The organism is Vibrio sp. S9_S30 (assembly GCF_014694455.1).
Lineage (GTDB): Bacteria > Pseudomonadota > Gammaproteobacteria > Enterobacterales > Vibrionaceae > Vibrio.
In genome coordinates this window covers 185,614-202,980 of the sequence record NZ_JAAUWT010000007.1, presented here as the reverse complement: position 1 = coordinate 202,980, position 17,367 = coordinate 185,614, and the positions used below count along the sequence as shown (strand labels likewise).

The 17,367-nt window shown below is 46.0% G+C and carries 11 protein-coding genes and 3 pseudogenes; 4 read left to right on the top strand and 10 right to left on the bottom strand.

The genetic code is table 11. From position 1 onward, the window contains the following. Nucleotides 1-9: 9 nt before the first annotated feature. Complete coding sequence (locus tag HC752_RS10850; protein WP_190335138.1) at nt 10-1,836, bottom strand: DUF294 nucleotidyltransferase-like domain-containing protein; 1,827 nt, start codon at nt 1,834-1,836, stop codon at nt 10-12. A gap of 386 nt (nt 1,837-2,222) precedes the next feature. On the opposite strand from HC752_RS10850, the gene HC752_RS10845 reads away from it, so the two are divergent. From HC752_RS10845 to HC752_RS25430, 3 genes and pseudogenes are all read left to right on the top strand, one after another. Then, complete coding sequence (locus HC752_RS10845; RefSeq protein WP_190335137.1) at nt 2,223-3,371, top strand: 3-phenylpropionate MFS transporter; 1,149 nt, start codon at nt 2,223-2,225, stop codon at nt 3,369-3,371. 99 nt (nt 3,372-3,470) lie between these two features. After that, nucleotides 3,471-6,477: pseudogene (locus tag HC752_RS10840) on the top strand (sensor histidine kinase); the annotation flags it as partial. A 71-nt stretch (nt 6,478-6,548) separates the two neighbouring features. Next, a pseudogene (locus tag HC752_RS25430) lies at nt 6,549-6,902 on the top strand (response regulator); the annotation flags it as partial. Between the two features lie 728 nt (nt 6,903-7,630). On the opposite strand, the gene HC752_RS10835 reads toward HC752_RS25430, so the two are convergent. Together HC752_RS10835 and HC752_RS10830 are read right to left on the bottom strand one after the other, a co-directional pair. Next, complete coding sequence (locus tag HC752_RS10835) at nt 7,631-8,230, bottom strand: outer membrane beta-barrel protein (RefSeq protein WP_190335135.1); 600 nt, start codon at nt 8,228-8,230, stop codon at nt 7,631-7,633. A 475-nt stretch (nt 8,231-8,705) separates the two neighbouring features. Further along, nucleotides 8,706-9,332, bottom strand: coding sequence for an outer membrane beta-barrel protein (locus HC752_RS10830; protein WP_190335134.1), 627 nt, complete (start codon nt 9,330-9,332; stop codon nt 8,706-8,708). 199 nt (nt 9,333-9,531) lie between these two features. Here HC752_RS10830 and HC752_RS10825 point away from each other — a divergent pair. Further along, nucleotides 9,532-9,806 (top strand): annotated as a pseudogene (locus HC752_RS10825) (hypothetical protein); the annotation flags it as partial. 239 nt (nt 9,807-10,045) lie between these two features. Here the strand turns inward: HC752_RS10825 and HC752_RS10820 are convergent. From HC752_RS10820 to HC752_RS10790, 7 genes are all read right to left on the bottom strand, one after another. Beyond that, entirely contained in the window at nt 10,046-10,642 is a 597-nt protein-coding gene (locus HC752_RS10820; protein WP_190335133.1) for an outer membrane beta-barrel protein, read from the bottom strand. Between the two features lie 233 nt (nt 10,643-10,875). Then, nucleotides 10,876-11,358: a hypothetical protein gene (locus HC752_RS10815; protein WP_190335132.1), complete on the bottom strand. Its 483-nt coding sequence runs from the start codon at nt 11,356-11,358 to the stop codon at nt 10,876-10,878. Nucleotides 11,359-11,451: 93 nt separating this feature from the next. Beyond that, nucleotides 11,452-13,179 (bottom strand): sodium:solute symporter family protein, encoded by a 1,728-nt coding sequence (locus tag HC752_RS10810; RefSeq protein WP_190335131.1) that lies wholly within the window; start codon nt 13,177-13,179, stop codon nt 11,452-11,454. A gap of 12 nt (nt 13,180-13,191) precedes the next feature. After that, the gene (locus HC752_RS10805) at nt 13,192-13,455 is read right to left on the bottom strand and encodes a DUF4212 domain-containing protein (RefSeq protein ID WP_190335130.1); all 264 of its coding nucleotides are present in this window, start codon (nt 13,453-13,455) and stop codon (nt 13,192-13,194) included. A 211-nt stretch (nt 13,456-13,666) separates the two neighbouring features. Beyond that, nucleotides 13,667-14,302 carry a response regulator gene (locus HC752_RS10800; protein ID WP_190335129.1) on the bottom strand — a complete coding sequence of 212 codons (636 nt, stop codon included), beginning with the start codon at nt 14,300-14,302 and terminating at the stop codon, nt 13,667-13,669. A gap of 161 nt (nt 14,303-14,463) precedes the next feature. Continuing rightward, nucleotides 14,464-15,540: an ABC transporter ATP-binding protein gene (locus HC752_RS10795; RefSeq protein ID WP_190335128.1), complete on the bottom strand. Its 1,077-nt coding sequence runs from the start codon at nt 15,538-15,540 to the stop codon at nt 14,464-14,466. A 17-nt stretch (nt 15,541-15,557) separates the two neighbouring features. After that, nucleotides 15,558-17,306: an ABC transporter permease gene (locus tag HC752_RS10790; protein ID WP_190335127.1), complete on the bottom strand. Its 1,749-nt coding sequence runs from the start codon at nt 17,304-17,306 to the stop codon at nt 15,558-15,560. Nucleotides 17,307-17,367 lie beyond the last annotated feature (61 nt).

The following is a 17,367-nucleotide window of genomic DNA, read 5'->3' as shown; positions in this document are numbered from 1 at the left end:
GTATTTGATTTAGTCGCGTATTTGATAGTGATACCCCAGCCATTGCTTGAACTTTTTCACGACATGCAAGCTGTGCCGGAGAAGATCCCTTTCTGAGCGATCCAGTAATTTGAGTTCTATGTTGTTACCATTGTGATGTTCTGACAATTGCTGGGTTAAACGCAATTTAAAGAACAATTTTAGTGCTTCCATTAGGTTGTCTGCGGTGTCGGGTTCAAGAATCCGTTTTCTCTGTAGCGCCTCAATGCGATCAAAGGTGTTCTTTTCCATTAACGCGTATTCCAATGACAGTGCACGAATACCGTGCACAATGGGAAAGATGCCACCTTGTTTTATATTGAGCCCATCTTTGCTTTTTTTCACGTTTCCAAACAGGGTGAGGGGCAAAGAAAATTGCAAGGCTGGGCGAGTAAAGTCGAGTAGTACGAGCATGTTGTTCTTCATGCTGTCGGAAATATGCTGTGAAACGGGGGCGAGCAATGCTTCATTTCCTGCTACGGCGTGGGCGTCGGCCAGAATGGCCAGTTTCATGACGCTCTCTGCCGTCCCTTTTGAAATCCAATGAGTCACCGTGCGTTGCCAATCACTCTGGCTATGCACCCAGTCGGGGTTATTCACCATGACGTGACCTGGGCAAAGGGGGTAGCCAAGTTGCTGTAAGGTATGGGTGAATCGCTCCATAACGTTTTGGCATTCAGGCCATTCAACGCCATCTTGTAGGATTAACGCATTGTCTTGGTCGGTTTTGAGTACTTGCTCGCCTCGACCTTCTGAACCTAAAACGATCAAGCAGCATTTGTCTTGCATTGGGAGCGGCACAATAAGATGGAAAGCTTTCTCTATGATTTGTTCGTTGACTGCGGAGATAAGCCCCATGATGAAGCGAGTCCGAATGCCGTTATGGAGCAGGCTTTCGACCAAGCGTCGTTGCCTATTGGCTGCGATGGCGAGCTCTTCAATGGATTGCGCACGGGCGATGCTGAGTGACAAAACGTGCGAGTGTGTAGAGAAGCTAGACAGGATTTGTGTCATGTCTAACATGCCTACGGGCTCACTGCCATTACAGACCATGACACGTTTCATGCGTTGACGAGTCATGGTGATCATGGCGTTAAATAGGAAATCACCATCTTCGATGTAATGCACTGGAAAGGTTGCAATGGCGCCTACGGGGGCGTCCAATGGATGGCTGTCGAGCATGACGGCATGCAACATATTGGTGCGCGTGATAATGCCAAATGGGTAAGGTGTTGAAGAGTCAGTGAGCCTAGGATCACGGTCAGCTAGGCGCACTAATGCACTGTCTATGGCGCGATCTTTCATGAGCTTAGTGACGGCATTGAGTGGTTCGTGGGGATCCAGAATCAGTACCGGATGATAAATGCTGTCATCGACTTTAGTCAGAATGAACTCACCAAGATTTTGCTGCTTTTGTGCGGCGTCAACCAATTCTTGCCGTTTAGACAAGTTGGAATCGAAATAGGCAGAAAAGTGCGGGTTGGTTTGGTACAGATCAAGAAAGACAGCGCTGGGAAGTAGATAACTCAAGGTGTCTTCTAAAGCGACGTACTTGTGCTTAACCGTGCCGTCTAGTTGAGCCCGCACATCAAATAAATCGTCGTTGGCATAATGTGCGAAGATTTCTTGATCGTCCCCTGAGCGTTCTTCCACTCCACCTTTGATGAGGATGTGCAAAGCGGTTCCCGTTTGACCAGGCTTGAGTATGGTTTCCTTTTCTCGGTAATACGCAACATCTAAGGAGGCTCTTAGTTGCTCTTGTTCGTGTGTTGAAAGCCGATCAAAAGGGGCGGCGTTCATATTGAATTTATCCGGCATGGTTGAGCAGCTCTAACACAATGACATTATGAACAGTGTTGGTAAAAAGTCGGATAAGCTCCAGACGACTTTGGTCTAATGGGTGCAGAGAACCGTGGATACAGAGAATGTAAATGGATACAGAGAGCGTAAATGGATACAGATAACGTAAATGGGTACGGTATCGCGCAATGTGCTGGGAGATCCCGTTCAATGGACTGCCAAATCGACGATGTTAATGGGGTTCTTTTGAGGTGCGCTGATATAGGTGACTGATAATAAAGCACTTCATTTTTTGGAAAGAATATCCATTAAACAGGGAAGAAAAATCACTTAAATTTTTCTCTTTTAGTATGATGTGAAGTTGGGATAATGTTGCCCCATTTCCTTATTCAATTAGGTGTTGAATGCTCCGCAGTACCCCGTACGGATGGATATCACAGTATTTTGTCGGGCTCTTTTTCTCTTATGGCGTCCATCTGCCTTTTTGGGCCATTTGGTTTGCCTCACAAGATATTTCGGCGTCTGATATTGGTGTGCTGATTGGGCTAGGGCTGGCTTCTCGATGCTTTTCTAATCTGGTGATTACACCTCGATTGCATAAAGTCGAACACCTGATCCCCGCTCTTCGTTGGCTCACTTTGGCATCCATGTTAGCCATCGTTACGCACTTATTTGTTGGGGGCGATTTTTGGTTGCTGGCTGGAGCAACGATTCTCTTTAATCTCTCTTGTGGTCCGGTGGTGCCATTAACCGATGCAATGGCGAACTATTACGCCCGCCTTAAGCTGCTGGATTATGGTCGAACTAGGCTTTGGGGCTCGATTGCGTTTGTTGCAGGTTCGACAGTGGTGGGCTATTTAGTGGCGATATACGGAGCGAGCGCCATTATTTATACCGCCTTGGCAGGGCTGGCTGTTTCGATGGTATTGGTGATGCGTAATCCCAAGGTTATGCCTGTTTCGGAAACCGAAGAAAGCAAGGTAAGGCCAAAATTGACGGCGATATTGAAAGATTCGTCTGTGGTGCGTTTTCTGGTGTTAGCGTCGCTCATTCAAGGTAGCCACGCGGCCTACTATGCATTTAGTTCACTTCATTGGAAGTCTTCGGGTATTTCTGCGGATATCATTGGCTACCTATGGAGCCTAGGCGTCATTGCCGAAATTTCTGTATTTGCATTCAGTAAACGTATGTTTATGGGGTGGTCGCTGCGAATGCTTTTTTTTGTGGCGTCCATTGGCGTATTGGTTCGATGGGGGCTGACCGCATCCACTACTGATATTTGGGCATTAGTCATGGTTCAGCTACTCCATGGCGTCACGTTTGCCATGGCGCACATCGCCGCGATTCAATTCATTCAAAAGCAAGACCAAAACAAAATGGTGCCTTTACAGGCTTTGTATAATGCGATTCCGCTCGGTGCGTTTATCGCATTAATGACAACATTCAGTGGTTGGGGATATGAGCAGTGGGGCGCGAATGTCTTCTGGGTGATGGCCGTAATGGGTGTCATGGCGATTTTCGTACGGGTCGATTCAAAGAAATCCGTGTCGTAGCACAAATTCAAAGTGAACTGTTTGAGATTAAAAATGGGACAACGTTAAATGAAAACTAGGGCATAGCTCTGTTTTTTTGCGTTACAAGGAAAGTACTTAATGCAAGGTTGGATTGTCATCCCCGTTTCGTTGACCTATCTCGGTCTGTTGTTCTTTATTGCTTGGTATGGCGATCGCCGTGTGAAATGGCTGTCACGCTGGCGTCCTTGGATCTACAGTCTGTCGATTGCGGTGTATTGTACCTCATGGACATTCTACGGAACGGTTGGGCAGGCGAGCAGTAACCCCTGGTCTTTCATTCCTATTTATGTTGCGCCAATTTTGGTTTTCACTATTGGGTGGCGATTGCTCGCTCGGTTAATTCTGGTCGCTAAGCGTGAGCATATTACCTCTATTGCCGATTTTATTGCGGCGCGCTATGGCAAATCGCAAGGCTTGGCGGTCACTATTACCATCATTGCGGTGGTGGGCATTCTGCCATATATCGCCCTTCAGCTTCGTGGTATTACCATGGGGCTCGAGCTCGTAGCCCCAAATTTAACCGAAGATTTAGGTTATCAAGACGCCAATGTTTCTTGGTTTGTGGTGTTTGCCTTAGCCATGTTCACGATGCTTTTTGGAACACGGCACATTGATAATACCGAGCACCACCGAGGCATGATGATGGCAGTCGCGTTTGAATCCATCGTTAAGCTGGTGGCGTTTTTAACGGTGGGGTGCTTTATTGTTTACGTTGCGCTGCATACGCCCGAGCTCGATTTAATGGCGATTGCCAGTAATACCTATGAATCTCCCAACGTTCCTGCATTGGTCATTCACACCATATTGACCATGGCGGCCATTATTTGTTTGCCACGACAGTTTCACACGATGGTCGTGGAAAATGAAAAAGCCAAAGATCTCTATACTGCCCGCTGGCTGTTTCCGCTTTATTTGGCATTAATGGGGCTGTTTGTATTGCCCATTGCGTGGGCGGGGCAAGGTCTACTGACGGGGAGCACCCCCGATTCCTACGTGATCAGCTTGCCTCTTTCTATGGGGGCGGAAAACATCGCATTGCTGGCTTTCTTAGGCGGAACGTCTGCGGCATCTGGTATGGTTATCGTGTCGACCATCGCATTAGCCATCATGGTCTCCAATGATTTGGTTTTGCCGCTCATTTTAAGAAGGATGAAGCTTTCCGAGCGGACTCATACCCATTTCTCTGGCATGTTATTGAATATCCGCCGAGGGTTAATTCTTTTGCTGTTGGCGGGGGCATGGGCCTTTTACCAAGTACTGGGCAACATCAGTTCGCTATCGGTGATTGGGTTGCTTTCATTTGCTGCCATTGCCCAGTTTGCCCCTTCGTTGATCGGTGGTATGTACTGGCGAGAAGGCAATCGGAAAGGGGTTTACGTTGGCTTATTTGCAGGCTTCACCGTGTGGCTTATTACGTTAATGAGTCAGACAGAGATGCTGGCAGGCAACGCAGACAGTAACTTCCTATTGTGGATAGTGACTCCACCGGATGTCTTGTCGAACCTATCGCTGTCTATGTCGGACTGGGGGATGCTGCTCAGTATGTTGCTGAACACGTTCTTCTATATCGCGGTGTCTTTGTTTACACGCTCCAGTCTAAGTGAGCGCTTACAGTCGGCCGCATTTGTTGGTACACCCTTACCAGAAAGTGAAAATGTCAGTTTGTATCAAAGCCGCGTGACGGTAGCAGAATTAGAGATGCTGGCGTCTCGATTCGTAGGGCGAAGCCGCGCCCGCTCAGCGTTTCGTAATTTCTGGAATCAGCAGGGGGGCGACATGCTGCCCAACCAGCAAGCGTCATCGGCTCTGATTCGACATACCGAAAGGGTACTGGCAGGGATATTTGGAGCCTCTTCGGCGAAGTTAGTCCTGACTTCTGCGCTTCAAGGTAGGAACATGCAATTGGAAGAAGTGGCGACCATCGTCGATGAAGCTTCTGAGTTGTATGACTTTAGCCGAGGGTTGCTTCAAGGGGCGATTGAGCATATTAGCCAAGGCATAACCGTGGTGGATAAGCAACTTAGGTTGGTGGCATGGAATCAGCGGTATTTAGAGTTATTTGATTTTCCGTCGGGTCTCATTCAAGTTGGACGTCCTATCGCTGATGTGATTCGCCACAATGCCCAGCAAGGGTTATGTGGCCCCGGTGACCCTGAAGATCATGTCAAACGGCGTGTCGAGCACCTAGTACGAGGAACCAAGCACACTTCTTCTCGTATCCGCCCCGATGGTCGCTTTATTGAAGTGCAAGGAAACCCCATGCCCGGTGGCGGTTTTGTGATGAGTTTTACTGACATTACCGTATTCCATGAAGCAGAAAAGGCACTGAAAGAAGCCAACGAAAATCTGGAATCTCGCGTGCATGAGCGAACCATCGAGCTAGAGCGGTTGAACAAGCGCTTAGTCTTTGCCACGCAAAGCGCGGAATCGGAGTCGCATTCCAAGAGCCGATTCTTAGCGGCGGTGAGCCATGATTTGATGCAGCCTTTAAATGCAGCGCGGCTATTTGCCTCATCCCTTTCCGAAACCGCCAAAGACGACGATACAAAAAAGTTCTCACGCCACATTGAGAGTGCACTTGGGGCAGCGGAAGATTTGATTGGCGACTTGTTGGATATCTCAAGATTGGAATCGGGGAAATTAGAAACCAATGTTCATGCGTTTTCCTTAAATGACGTGCTTGACAATTTGAACGCCGAGTTCAGTGCGTTAGCCAAACAGCAAGGTATCGATTTCAAAATGGTGCCTTCTAATTTGCTGGCGGAGTCCGACCCTAAATTATTACGTCGAGTGCTGCAAAACTTCCTCACAAATGCTTTTCGCTATAATCCGAAAGGCAAGGTATTGCTGGGGGCTAGGCGGGTTGGAAACCAAGTTCGAATAGAGGTTTGGGATAATGGCGTTGGCATTCCTGAAGATAAACAAGCCGCTATTTTTGAAGAGTTTACACGCGTAGAAGTAGGTCACAGCGATCAAGGCTTGGGGTTAGGGCTTGCCATAGCGAAAGGCATCGCCCGTGTGCTCGGACACGAAATTTCCCTGCGATCTTGGTATGGACAAGGCACCGTCTTTTCGGTGGCACTGAACCGAAGTGCTCACATTGAATCTCCAATGGTGGATCCAACACCAGTCATTACCAGTGATGTCGCGGGCATGAAAGTACTTTGTGTCGACAACGAAGCGGATATTTTGGTGGGGATGAAAGAGTTGCTGGAGCGCTGGGGCTGCGATGTAAAAGTCGCTGAAGATCTGGTGCAAAGCTTAAAAGCACTCGAAAACGATTGGGCACCGGAAGTGATTTTTTCCGACTACCGTTTAAATCATGGCAGAACGGGATTAGAGGTATTGCAGCAATGCCGACTCAGATTGGGTGATAGCTTTGAAGGGGTAATCATCAGCGCCGATCGAACCGACGACATGTTGGACGCCATTCAATCCAATGGATTCAGTTTTATCGCCAAGCCAGTAAAACCGTTGAAGTTAAGAGCGGTGTTGAATCGGGTGGTGTGAGGTTGTATGTCCTTGACTGAATGTCATTTCAACTGTGGTGAACATGGGGGCGGTAAATTCTCTTACCATAGCCCCATGTTTTACCAATGTATCCCTTACTTTTCTTTAACTTTTTTATAAAGGCTAAAGTCGTCAGAGCTCCCAAAATGGGTAGAACCCCTCCCGACTATACCCACGTAGACAAAAAATATTGATAACGCCAGTATCATTAAACTAGTGGTCAATTTCTCATATAAGTCTTCTTCTCTTCCCCAAATGCAGTAAATAGCGTAGACACCTAGAGCTGCGGTAGAGAAGCCTGCGACTCTTCTAATTACAATCCAGGTCAATGCTAAAAATCTTTGAAGTTTTGATGGTGTACCTTTCCTATCAGGAGAGATATACCAACAAAAAAGGCAACACAAAGAGAGGATACTGATACACCAAACCCAGAACGACATACTAAACCCGATTAATTGATAAAAAGCATTGTGTGAACTCTAATGAATATGAGGGCAATATCGATGACTTCGAATTCGGATGAAAGTATGGCATCTAAGTTTGGCGAAACTTTGAGAGTAACTTCAATTGCCTTTTAAGAATTGGCTGTAATCTATGGATGTATCAATGATTTTCCTGTAGGGCTTAGTGTGGTTGTACCATTAAGGAGCACTTAGGAAAGCGATGAGAATACTTGTTTTGATGGCTGATGAACGAAAAAGAGCGCCTTTCAGCGCTCTTTTCAACAATTAGAACTTGTAGCCGATACCGGCGTAGAACGAGCTCAAGTCAATGGTTGTTGATTCTAAACGTGAACCGCTGAAGTCAGTGGATGTGGCTTTGTAACCAGCACGAGCAAGAAAGCCATTATTATGCTGGTAGCCTGCTTCAAGACCGTAAACGAAACCAGTACCATCGGCCACCTCACCTAAGCTTATTTTTTTGTAATCGACTTCGTAGCTGTATGAACCTAAACCGAGCGAGCCAGCAACGTAGAAGTTTTCATTTACATAGTATTTAGGTTTCACATTGATTGAGTAGCCTGAGAAATAAGCTTCCAGCCCGCTTTCGTATTGCTCTACTTCTTTAATATTTCCCCAGTTATAGTAATCAACTTCAATTGCTGCTGTGAGGTTATCTTGCACGCTGAATTCATATCCAGCGAAAATACCTGCACCAATATCTAGATCAAATGACGCTTTTTCGGATGAGCCACTGTTAGAGAAGCCCAAATCCACACCTGCATAAAAGCCTTCTGTTTTTACTGACGTTGGCGCGTTGTCTTCTTGAGCTTGTGCTGGAAGTGCAATAGCGAGAGAAAGTGCGCTCAGTAGAATGGTTTTGTTCATTTTTGATCATTTCCTTATTGATTTATCCATATATTCTGTGTGTATTATAATTTGTAATTTATATATCTATCAATGGATAAATTGATATTGTTTATTAAAGTTGTGTAAGTTCACAAATTACGAAGGCGGACAATTGGAATTGAACTGAAATGAAAAAACCGCCAGACTGACGGTTTTTTATGAATCTTGCAGCTTGATCTATTGCGAAAGTCGCTGAAGATCTGGTGCGAAGCTTGAAGGTCATGACCTTAATAACATGAAACGTATTGATTTGTCGGAAATGTTGATAGGCTTTCAGTTATCAGACATGAGTAATTTAAGTAAATATGATGCTTGCGTGTTCTTAAAAGATCCGATTATTGATGGCGCGTATTTAATTGATTGGCAAAATAATTGGGTGATTTTGGATATATCTACGTTCTAGACTGCGAGAAATTTATTTAAAAAGAGCGCCTTTCAGCGCTCTTTTCAACAATTAGAACTTGTAGCCGATACCTACGTAGAACGAGCTCAAGTCAACGGCTATTGATTCGAGACCTGAACCGCTGAAGTCAGTGGATGTGGCTTTGTAACCAGCACGAGCAAGAAAGCCATTATTATGCTGGTAACCCGCTTCAGCACCAAAAATTAAGCCAGAGCTATTAGCTAGTTCTAGAGTTTCATAGCCTGATACGTCGGCATTAAAACTATTTGAGCTGTAACCAATAGATCCACCTACGAAAATATTGTTTGTTAGGTAGTATCTAGGCTTCGCAGAAATAGTATATCCACTAAAAGTTGTGTCAATATTAATGCCAGTAAGCGAACTAAGTAGGTAGGAGAATTCTTGTGGCTCGCCCCAATTGAAGTAGTCTACCTCAACTGCTGTGGTGAAATTGTCAGCTAGGTCGAATTCATATCCTGCAAATAAACCATAACCAGTGGTTAGAGCAGTATCATTAACTTGATTTGAGATACCTAAATTAACTTGATTTGAGATACCTAAATCCAAACCTACGTAAAAGCCTTCTGTTTTTACTGACGATGGCGCGGTGTCTTCTTGAGCTTGTGCTGGAAGAGCGATAGCTAGAGAAAGTGCGCTCAGTAGAATGGTTTTGTTCATTTTTTATCATTTCCTTACTGATGTATCTATATATTCCGTGCGTATTATAATTTATATATATATCAATGAATAAATTAATATTGTTTATTAATGTTTCTTAACTTCACGACTTACGAAGGCGGGCAATCGGAATTGAACTGAAATGAAAAAAACGCCAGATTGACGGTTTTTTATGAATCTTGCTGCTTGATCTATTGCGAAAGTCGCTGAAGATCTGGTGCGAAGCTTAAAAGCACTCGAAAACGATTGGGGACCGGAAGTGATTTTTCCGACTACCGTCTAAATCATGGCTGAACAGGATTAGAGGTATTGCAGCAATGCCGACTGATATTGGGTGATAGCTTTGAAGGGGTGATCATCAGCGCCGATCGAACCGACGACATGTTGGACGCCATTCAATCCAATGGATTCAGTTTTATCGCCAAGCCAGTAAAACCGTTGAAGTTAAGAGCGGTGTTGAATCGGGTGGTGTGAAGCTGAGCCACCTTAATAACATGAAACGTATTGATTTGTCGGAAATGTTGATTGGCTTTCAGTTATCAGGCATGAGTAATTTAAGTAAATATGATGCTTGCGTGTTCTTAAAAGATCCGCTTATTGATGGTGCGTACTTAATTGATTGGCAAAATAATTGGGTAGTTTTGGATATATCCACGTTCTAGACTGCGAGAAATTTATTTAAAAAGAGCGCCTTTCAGCGCTCTTTTCAACAATTAGAATTTGTAGCCAAGACCTATATAAGTAGAGGCTAAATTAAATGCCTTATTTTGATATTTAAAGTTTGCAGCTCTATAGCCCAGGTACACCATTATCCCTTTAGTATGTTGATACCCTGCCTCAATACCGTATGTCAGTCCGTTTTCTTTAAAGGAAAAACTTGTGTCAGAAAAAATACTATAATCATCATAGGTAAATTTATGTTGGCCGTACCCCAGAGAACCGCCAATAAAAAGGTTCTCAGTAAAGTAGTATTTTGGCTTTATGTTTAGAGTTGTGCTCAATACATGCGCTTCTGCAGATAAACGAGAGATGTCTTCGTAATTACCCCAAAAGTACAGGTCAAACTCAGCTGCAACATTGAAATTTTCTAGAATGTTGAATTCATAACCAGCAAACAACCCTGTTGATAAATCAAGCTCAGAGTTGAGCAGCTCGTCTTCCCGTGAGTTATTCCCAGATACTGAACTGCTGCCTGCAAACCCGATGGTTGAGCCAAGATAGAGACCTTCGTGGCTTTTTTCTTGAGCGAAGGATTGAATTGGAAGAGTAAGTGATATAGCAATCGTGCTAACTAAAAGTGTGTCTTTCACTATTAATATTTCCCGTTTTATTGGCTGTCATATTTTCGTGTATGTTTTTAGCTAGAATTGATAATTATGTCAAATAACGCAGTGCAATGAATGCACTTAGTCTCGTTTGTGAGAATTTAATAGTGAGAGAATTGAATTGATATCCAATAAATATAAAGCCTTATATAAATATAAGGCTTTATATCTCAAATGCTTGAGTAAAGGATCACTTTTGAACGGTGAGATAGTGGTGGTTATCTATCTTCAGTAAACAGTGTCTCATACACCACAAACTGAGTGTTGGCTTCGCCGTAGTAAAGCGTGTCGCCGTATTGAAAGACCATCCGTAGCTGACTTTCCTCATTCTGGGGCGCATTCAGGGTTAAGTGCCAGTTTTTCGCATCGATTTTGCGCATTTTAGATGGGATGCGTTTCTCATCCGGGGAGTCGGCTATCGCGATTTTTGCGCCATCTAAAGGAAGCTCCGTTTTTAAAGTGAGTGTGAGTTGAGTGCCTTCAATGCCTTCTGAACGAAATTGAACCTTAAAATCCCCATTTTCCATATTGCATAACCCGCTGGTGTAACGGCAATTGGATTTGCTGACCAACTTGTAAGATTCCCCTTTTTTGGCCGCATGCGGTTGCTCACTAACGGCAGCATCTGTGCCGAAATACGCAATGATGGCAAGAATGGGTGCGATGAGCATAGCAATAATAAGGTGTTTGTTTTTAAACATATTTGGGCTTCTTCCTACTGATTTTTATCTAAAATGCCTCAGATGAGGAGATAAAAAAAGCCCCTGTCGGGGCTTTTGTGGCGTGTGTTTTAATTAGTGTGACTGTGCGTCGCCTGCGCCAGATGGAACACGTACGTGTTCAACCAAGTCTTTCACTTCTTGCGGTGTATCTGCGGTGACTTTAGATACAGCAAATGCGATCGCGAAGTTGAAGGCGGCACCGATGGCGCCAAATGCATTAGGTTCAATGCCTAGGAACCAATTGCTTCCCCAGCTTTCTAGGTATTTCCAATCAGCGATGAACAAAATGCCTTTGTGTTGGAACACGTAGAACAGAGTAATACTGATACCTGCAATCATACCGGCGATAGCGCCTTCCTTGTTGATGTTCTTACTGAAGATACCCATCATCAAGGCGGGGAATATCGACGAAGCGGCCAAGCCAAAGGCGAGGGCGACGGTACCGGCGGCAAATCCGGGTGGGTTCAAGCCTAAATAGCCTGCCACCGCAATTGCCACCGCCATCGATATCCGGCTCGCGAGGAGCTCTTTCTTCTCGGATATGTGCGGATTGATCACCCCTTTTATCAAGTCGTGGGATATGGACGACGATATCGCGAGCAATAAACCAGCAGCAGTAGAGAGTGCGGCCGCCAAGCCACCCGCCGCTACTAATGCGATGACCCAGTTAGGCAGTTTCGCAATTTCAGGGTTGGCCAGAACCATGATGTCACGGTCCACTTTGAGCTCGTTTGTTGCGTTGTCGGAGGTGTACTGAATTTCACCATCGCCATTCTTATCGTCAAACCCTAGCAGACCTGTTTTCTCCCAGTTTTTGAACCAAGCTGGACGCTCGTCGTATTTCAAGTACTCACCTTGAGCAGGGTTTACAGTGTCCATTAAGTTCAGACGAGCCATTGCCGCGACAGCAGGCGCCGTGGTGTAAAGGATCGCAATAAAGAACAGTGCCCAACCTGCCGATGTTCGTGCATCACGTACTTTGGGTACCGTGAAGAAACGGATGATGACGTGAGGCAGACCCGCCGTACCAATCATCAGAGACATGGTATAGACGAACATGTTCAACGTATCACCCCGAACAGCGGTGGTGTATTCCGTGAACCCGAGTTCTGTGACGACCTGATCAAGCCGGTCTAGCAAGTAGACATCGGTACCAACCATGGTCCCGCCTAAACCAATTTGGGGTAGAGGGTTACCAGTCAGTTGAAGAGAAATGAAAATTGCGGGAATAGTATAAGCTAAAATGAGTACGCAATATTGAGCGATCTGGGTGTATGTAATGCCTTTCATGCCGCCCATGACCGCGTAAATGAAGACGATACACATACCAATTAACAGACCAGTTGAGTAGTCCACTTCAAGGAAACGACCAAACGCAACGCCAACCCCTTTCATCTGACCGATAACGTATGTCACCGATGCGATGATCAAACAGGCTACCGCTACCACGCGGGCAGTGTTGGAGTAAAAGCGCTCACCAACGAATTCTGGCACCGTGAACTTACCAAACTTACGAAGGTAAGGGGCAAGAAGCAGAGCCAGTAATACGTAACCGCCAGTCCAACCCATCAGGAATACGGAACCACCGTAGCCCATAAAAGCAATCAGACCCGCCATCGAAATAAACGACGCTGCCGACATCCAGTCTGCCGCCGTTGCCATGCCATTGGCGATAGGGTTGACACCACCACCTGCCACATAGAATTCTTTAGTGGAGCCAGCACGAGCCCAAATGGCGATACCGATGTACAGCACAAAGGTGGCACCGACGACTAAATAGGTAATTGTTTTAAGATCCATCTTAACGACTCCTTACTCTTCCACGCCAAATTCGCGGTCTATCTGACGCATCTTCCACGCGTAGTAGAAAATGATTGCCAGGAAGCTGTATATTGAGCCTTGTTGCGCAAACCAGAAACCAAGCTTGTATCCGCCAAGCTGGATTTGATTTAGTACATCAACAAACAAAATGCCACAACCGAATGACACTACAAACCAGATGACCATTAAGGAAATCATGAGTTTCACGTTTTTGTCCCAGTAGGCTTTTGCCCGTTCTTCGTTCTCGAACGCCATTGCCGTCTCCTTACGATATTGATTGCTCTTCATTACATGAACAGCTCGTTGTTAACGATTTGTATCAGGATTTACAATAGCAAGATGAAATCAAGAACTCTTTTCTACTTTAGTCTGGGCGGGAAAATGGAAAAGCCCCCTAAAAACGGGGGCTTAAAGAGTGTTGTGCCAAAAAGTGAGATGTTAACGCATTGTTAACTTAGCCGAAGGTCTAAGACTCTGGCTCCATTTGTTGGAGAAGAATGACGGCTTGAGTCCGGTTTTTGACCCCAAGCTTACGAAAAATGGCGGTCATGTGCGCTTTGATGGTGGCTTCTGAGACGCTGAGTTCGTAAGCAATTTGTTTGTTCAATAACCCGTCCGACAACATGCCGAGTACCCGGTATTGTTGAGGGGTGAGCGTGGCTATTTTTTCACTGAGCTGGTTGCACGCGGCATTATTGGTGATCATCCCTTCTGGAAAGAAAGGCTCTCCATTCAGTACCTGATTTAAGGCGGCGACCAGCTCTCGCATGTCACTGGATTTAGGGATAAAGCCAAACGCACCATGGCTTTTAACTTGTGTAACCACGCTGGCTTCCTCACTGGCCGAAATGACGACGATGGGAAGATCGGGGTATTCGGCACGAAGTTGGATCAAACCGGACATTCCGTTTGCACCGGGCATCTTCAAATCCAGTAAAAGAAGATCGGGCTCTTGTTCTTTCTCTAAAAGGGAAAGTAACGCATCAAGAGAGTCAGCTTCAAGCAGGTTGGCTCCGCTGATGGCCATGTGTACGGATTGAAACAAAGCGTTGCGAAACAGCGGGTGATCATCCGCAATGAGGATGGTGTAGGTCGAGTCCATGAGGTTAAGCACTCTTTAACAGACAGTTAATTTAATTATTATCACCCTCTCCAGAATACAACAACAACTATGCGCTTATTCTCTGATTTTTCTTCTGAAAATGTGAAAGAGCCAGACTAAGACAGACTGGCTCTTTAGTAATTAATATTAGTGTCAATAACTTAACTTAACGCAACGATTTCATCAGGGTTCAGTTGCAGTAAAATCGGGGATCCATTTCTAATGTGGGTCGAACCTCTCAAGTGAGGATCATCCACCATTAACATTTGACCACCCACATCAATGCCATAACGCACTAAGTGACCCAAAAACTCGCGATGTTTCACTTGTCCTTCCAGTTTGATGGTGTCTGGGCTGGGGGATGTGAGACAAATTTCTAAGCTTTGAGGGCGAAATACTAATGAGATGTCGCCACGCGCTTTGGTTTGATACGGGAAATGAATGCCAGATTCCGACTGGAATACACTGCCACCCCCTGATTCGGTGATTGTCCCATTCAACACGTTGGCGGTGCCTAAGAAATCGGCAACAAACTTATTGGCTGGGTTATCGTACAGCTCGATGGGTTCGCCGATCTGTTGAATCACGCCTTGATCCAATACCGCAATGCGATCAGAAATGGTGTTGGCTTCTTCCTGATCGTGGGTAACAAAGATCGTGGTTAATCCTAATTGACGTTGCAGATCAAGAAGATCGCGTCGCATTTGCTCGCGTAAATTCGCATCTAGGTTCGATAAGGGTTCGTCCAGAAGCAACACGCGTGGCTCAACCACCACCGTTCGAGCAATGGCGACCCTCTGTTGCTGGCCGCCGGAAAGTTGTGAAGGTCGGCGCTCTGCCAAGTGGTAAAGCCCAACAAGGTTAAGTGCTTCGTCCACTCGCTTTTTGATTTCTGGCTTTGGCACTTTACGCTCTTCCAACCCATAGGCCACATTTTGGCGCACCGTCATGTGTGGCCAAAGTGCATAGCTCTGAAATACCATGCCGACATTACGCTTCCATGGTGGCAACTCAATCACGTTTTCATCGCCCAATAAAATCTCACCATTTGGTACTGGACCGAACCCCGCGATGGCTCGCAGTAGTGTGGATTTTCCTGAACCTGAAGGCCCAAGAAAGGCGAAAAACTCTCCGGGTTGAATGTCTAAATTTACCCCTTTCAGTACCTCGGTTTCACCGAATGCTAACGTGAGATCCTTAATGGTTATGCCGACTTGTTGGTTGTTTTCTAAACTCATGGGAAATTCCTTTTCTCTTAATGACTCTTTTCGCCGTGAGCTTGGCGAGTACGTTCAACAATGGTGTGCGACAAGTACGTCGCTAGCCCAACAATCACTACGGCAATCACACCTAAAGCAGCGCCAGGACCTCGCCCCGCAGCACTCTGCATGAAGATGTACAAGCCATAGGCCAATGGGGCATCCGATTCCTGTGCGACGAGCATAATGGTGGCGGACAGTTCAACGGCGGCGGTAGCGAATGCGGTCACAAATCCCGCCAAAATACCGGCTGCCATTAAAGGCACAACGATGCGTCGAATGGTTCTAGAGCGGGTAGCCCCTAGGTTTTCCGATGCCTCTTCAAGGGAAGGGCTAACCTGTTGCAACGCCGCGACACAGGATCGTAAGGCATAAGGCAAGCGGCGCACCGATAAGGCGATGACAATGATGCCCCACCACGTTGCCATTGACGTACCGACAATCGGCAATTCAATGTCATAGAACGTACGTAAATAGCCAATGCCGAGGACCACGCCGGGAACGGCAAGGGCGGCCATGGCACCGAAATCGAGCCACTTCCGTCCCACCATTTTGGTGCGCCAGACAAGGTAAGCGATGGCCGTGCCCAAAATGACATCGATAATGCCCGCCAAGCCAGCGTAAAGCAGGGTATTGGTAATGAAGTCTGAGGCTTGAGTGATCGCAGTGGCGTAGTGATCAAGCGTGAAGCCATCCGGTAATGGGCTAAAGCTCCAAATGGTACCAAACGAAAGCAACAACAACGCGAAGTGCGGAGCCAGAACCAGCAGGAGGATTAAGGCAATCACCGCATAGCAACCCACCATTTCCATTGGGCGAAGCTCGCGTTTGGATAAGCCGCCGCCGCCTTTTTGGGTGGTGGAGTAGTCTTTCCCTTTTAACGCTTGGAACGAAACCCAAAGCGCAAACACGGAAAACGCCACCAGAATAACCGAAATAACGTACCCCATCGGATCCGAGATACCTACCGACGAAATGCGCAAATACGCCTGTGGTGCCAACATGTTGTTCACGTTGAGCAGAAGTGGTGTCCCTAAATCGTCAAACACTTTCACAAACACCAGCGACGCCCCCGCAACATAGCCGGGCATAGCGAGCGGAAACACGATTCTTCTAAACAATTTTAAGCCTGAAGAACCTAAAGACTGCGCCGATTCTTCCATTGAGCGATCAATGTTTTGCAATGCGGCAGACAAATTAATCAGAATGAATGGGAAATAGTGAACACTTTGAACAAAGATAACGCCGTTTAACCCCTCCATCACGGGGATCGTGAAACCGAAATATTCATCCAAAAGCAAATTCATGGTGCCGTTTTCACCAAACAGCAATTGCATCGCAACCGCGCCAATAAAGGGCGGCATGATAAGAGGGACAATGCCTAATGTTTGGATCAGTACTGTGCCTTTAAACTGAAATCGGCTGGTGAAATACGCCAAAGGCATGGCAATAATCGACGCCACTATGACCGACATAAAGGCGACATAGAAAGAATTAAAGAAAGATTCTTGGAACAAAGAAGAACTAAAAAAATCCTGAAAATTAACCAGTGATAAGCTGCCTTCTTGATCTTGGAAAGCAACAAAAATCACCTTAAGTACAGGCACAAAAAGAAAAACGATGATGAATAAGGCGATGATGATGGCGGACAAATACAGCCCCCAATCCTCACGGATTTTTTTCAGCGCACCGCGGTTTGTTTGTCCTGTGTCGTCTTTTGACTGTGGAAGAGAGACACTACCCATAAGAAACTCCATGTTCTTGAGATAAAAATCCCCCCAGCACCACGCAATGACGTGGTGCTGA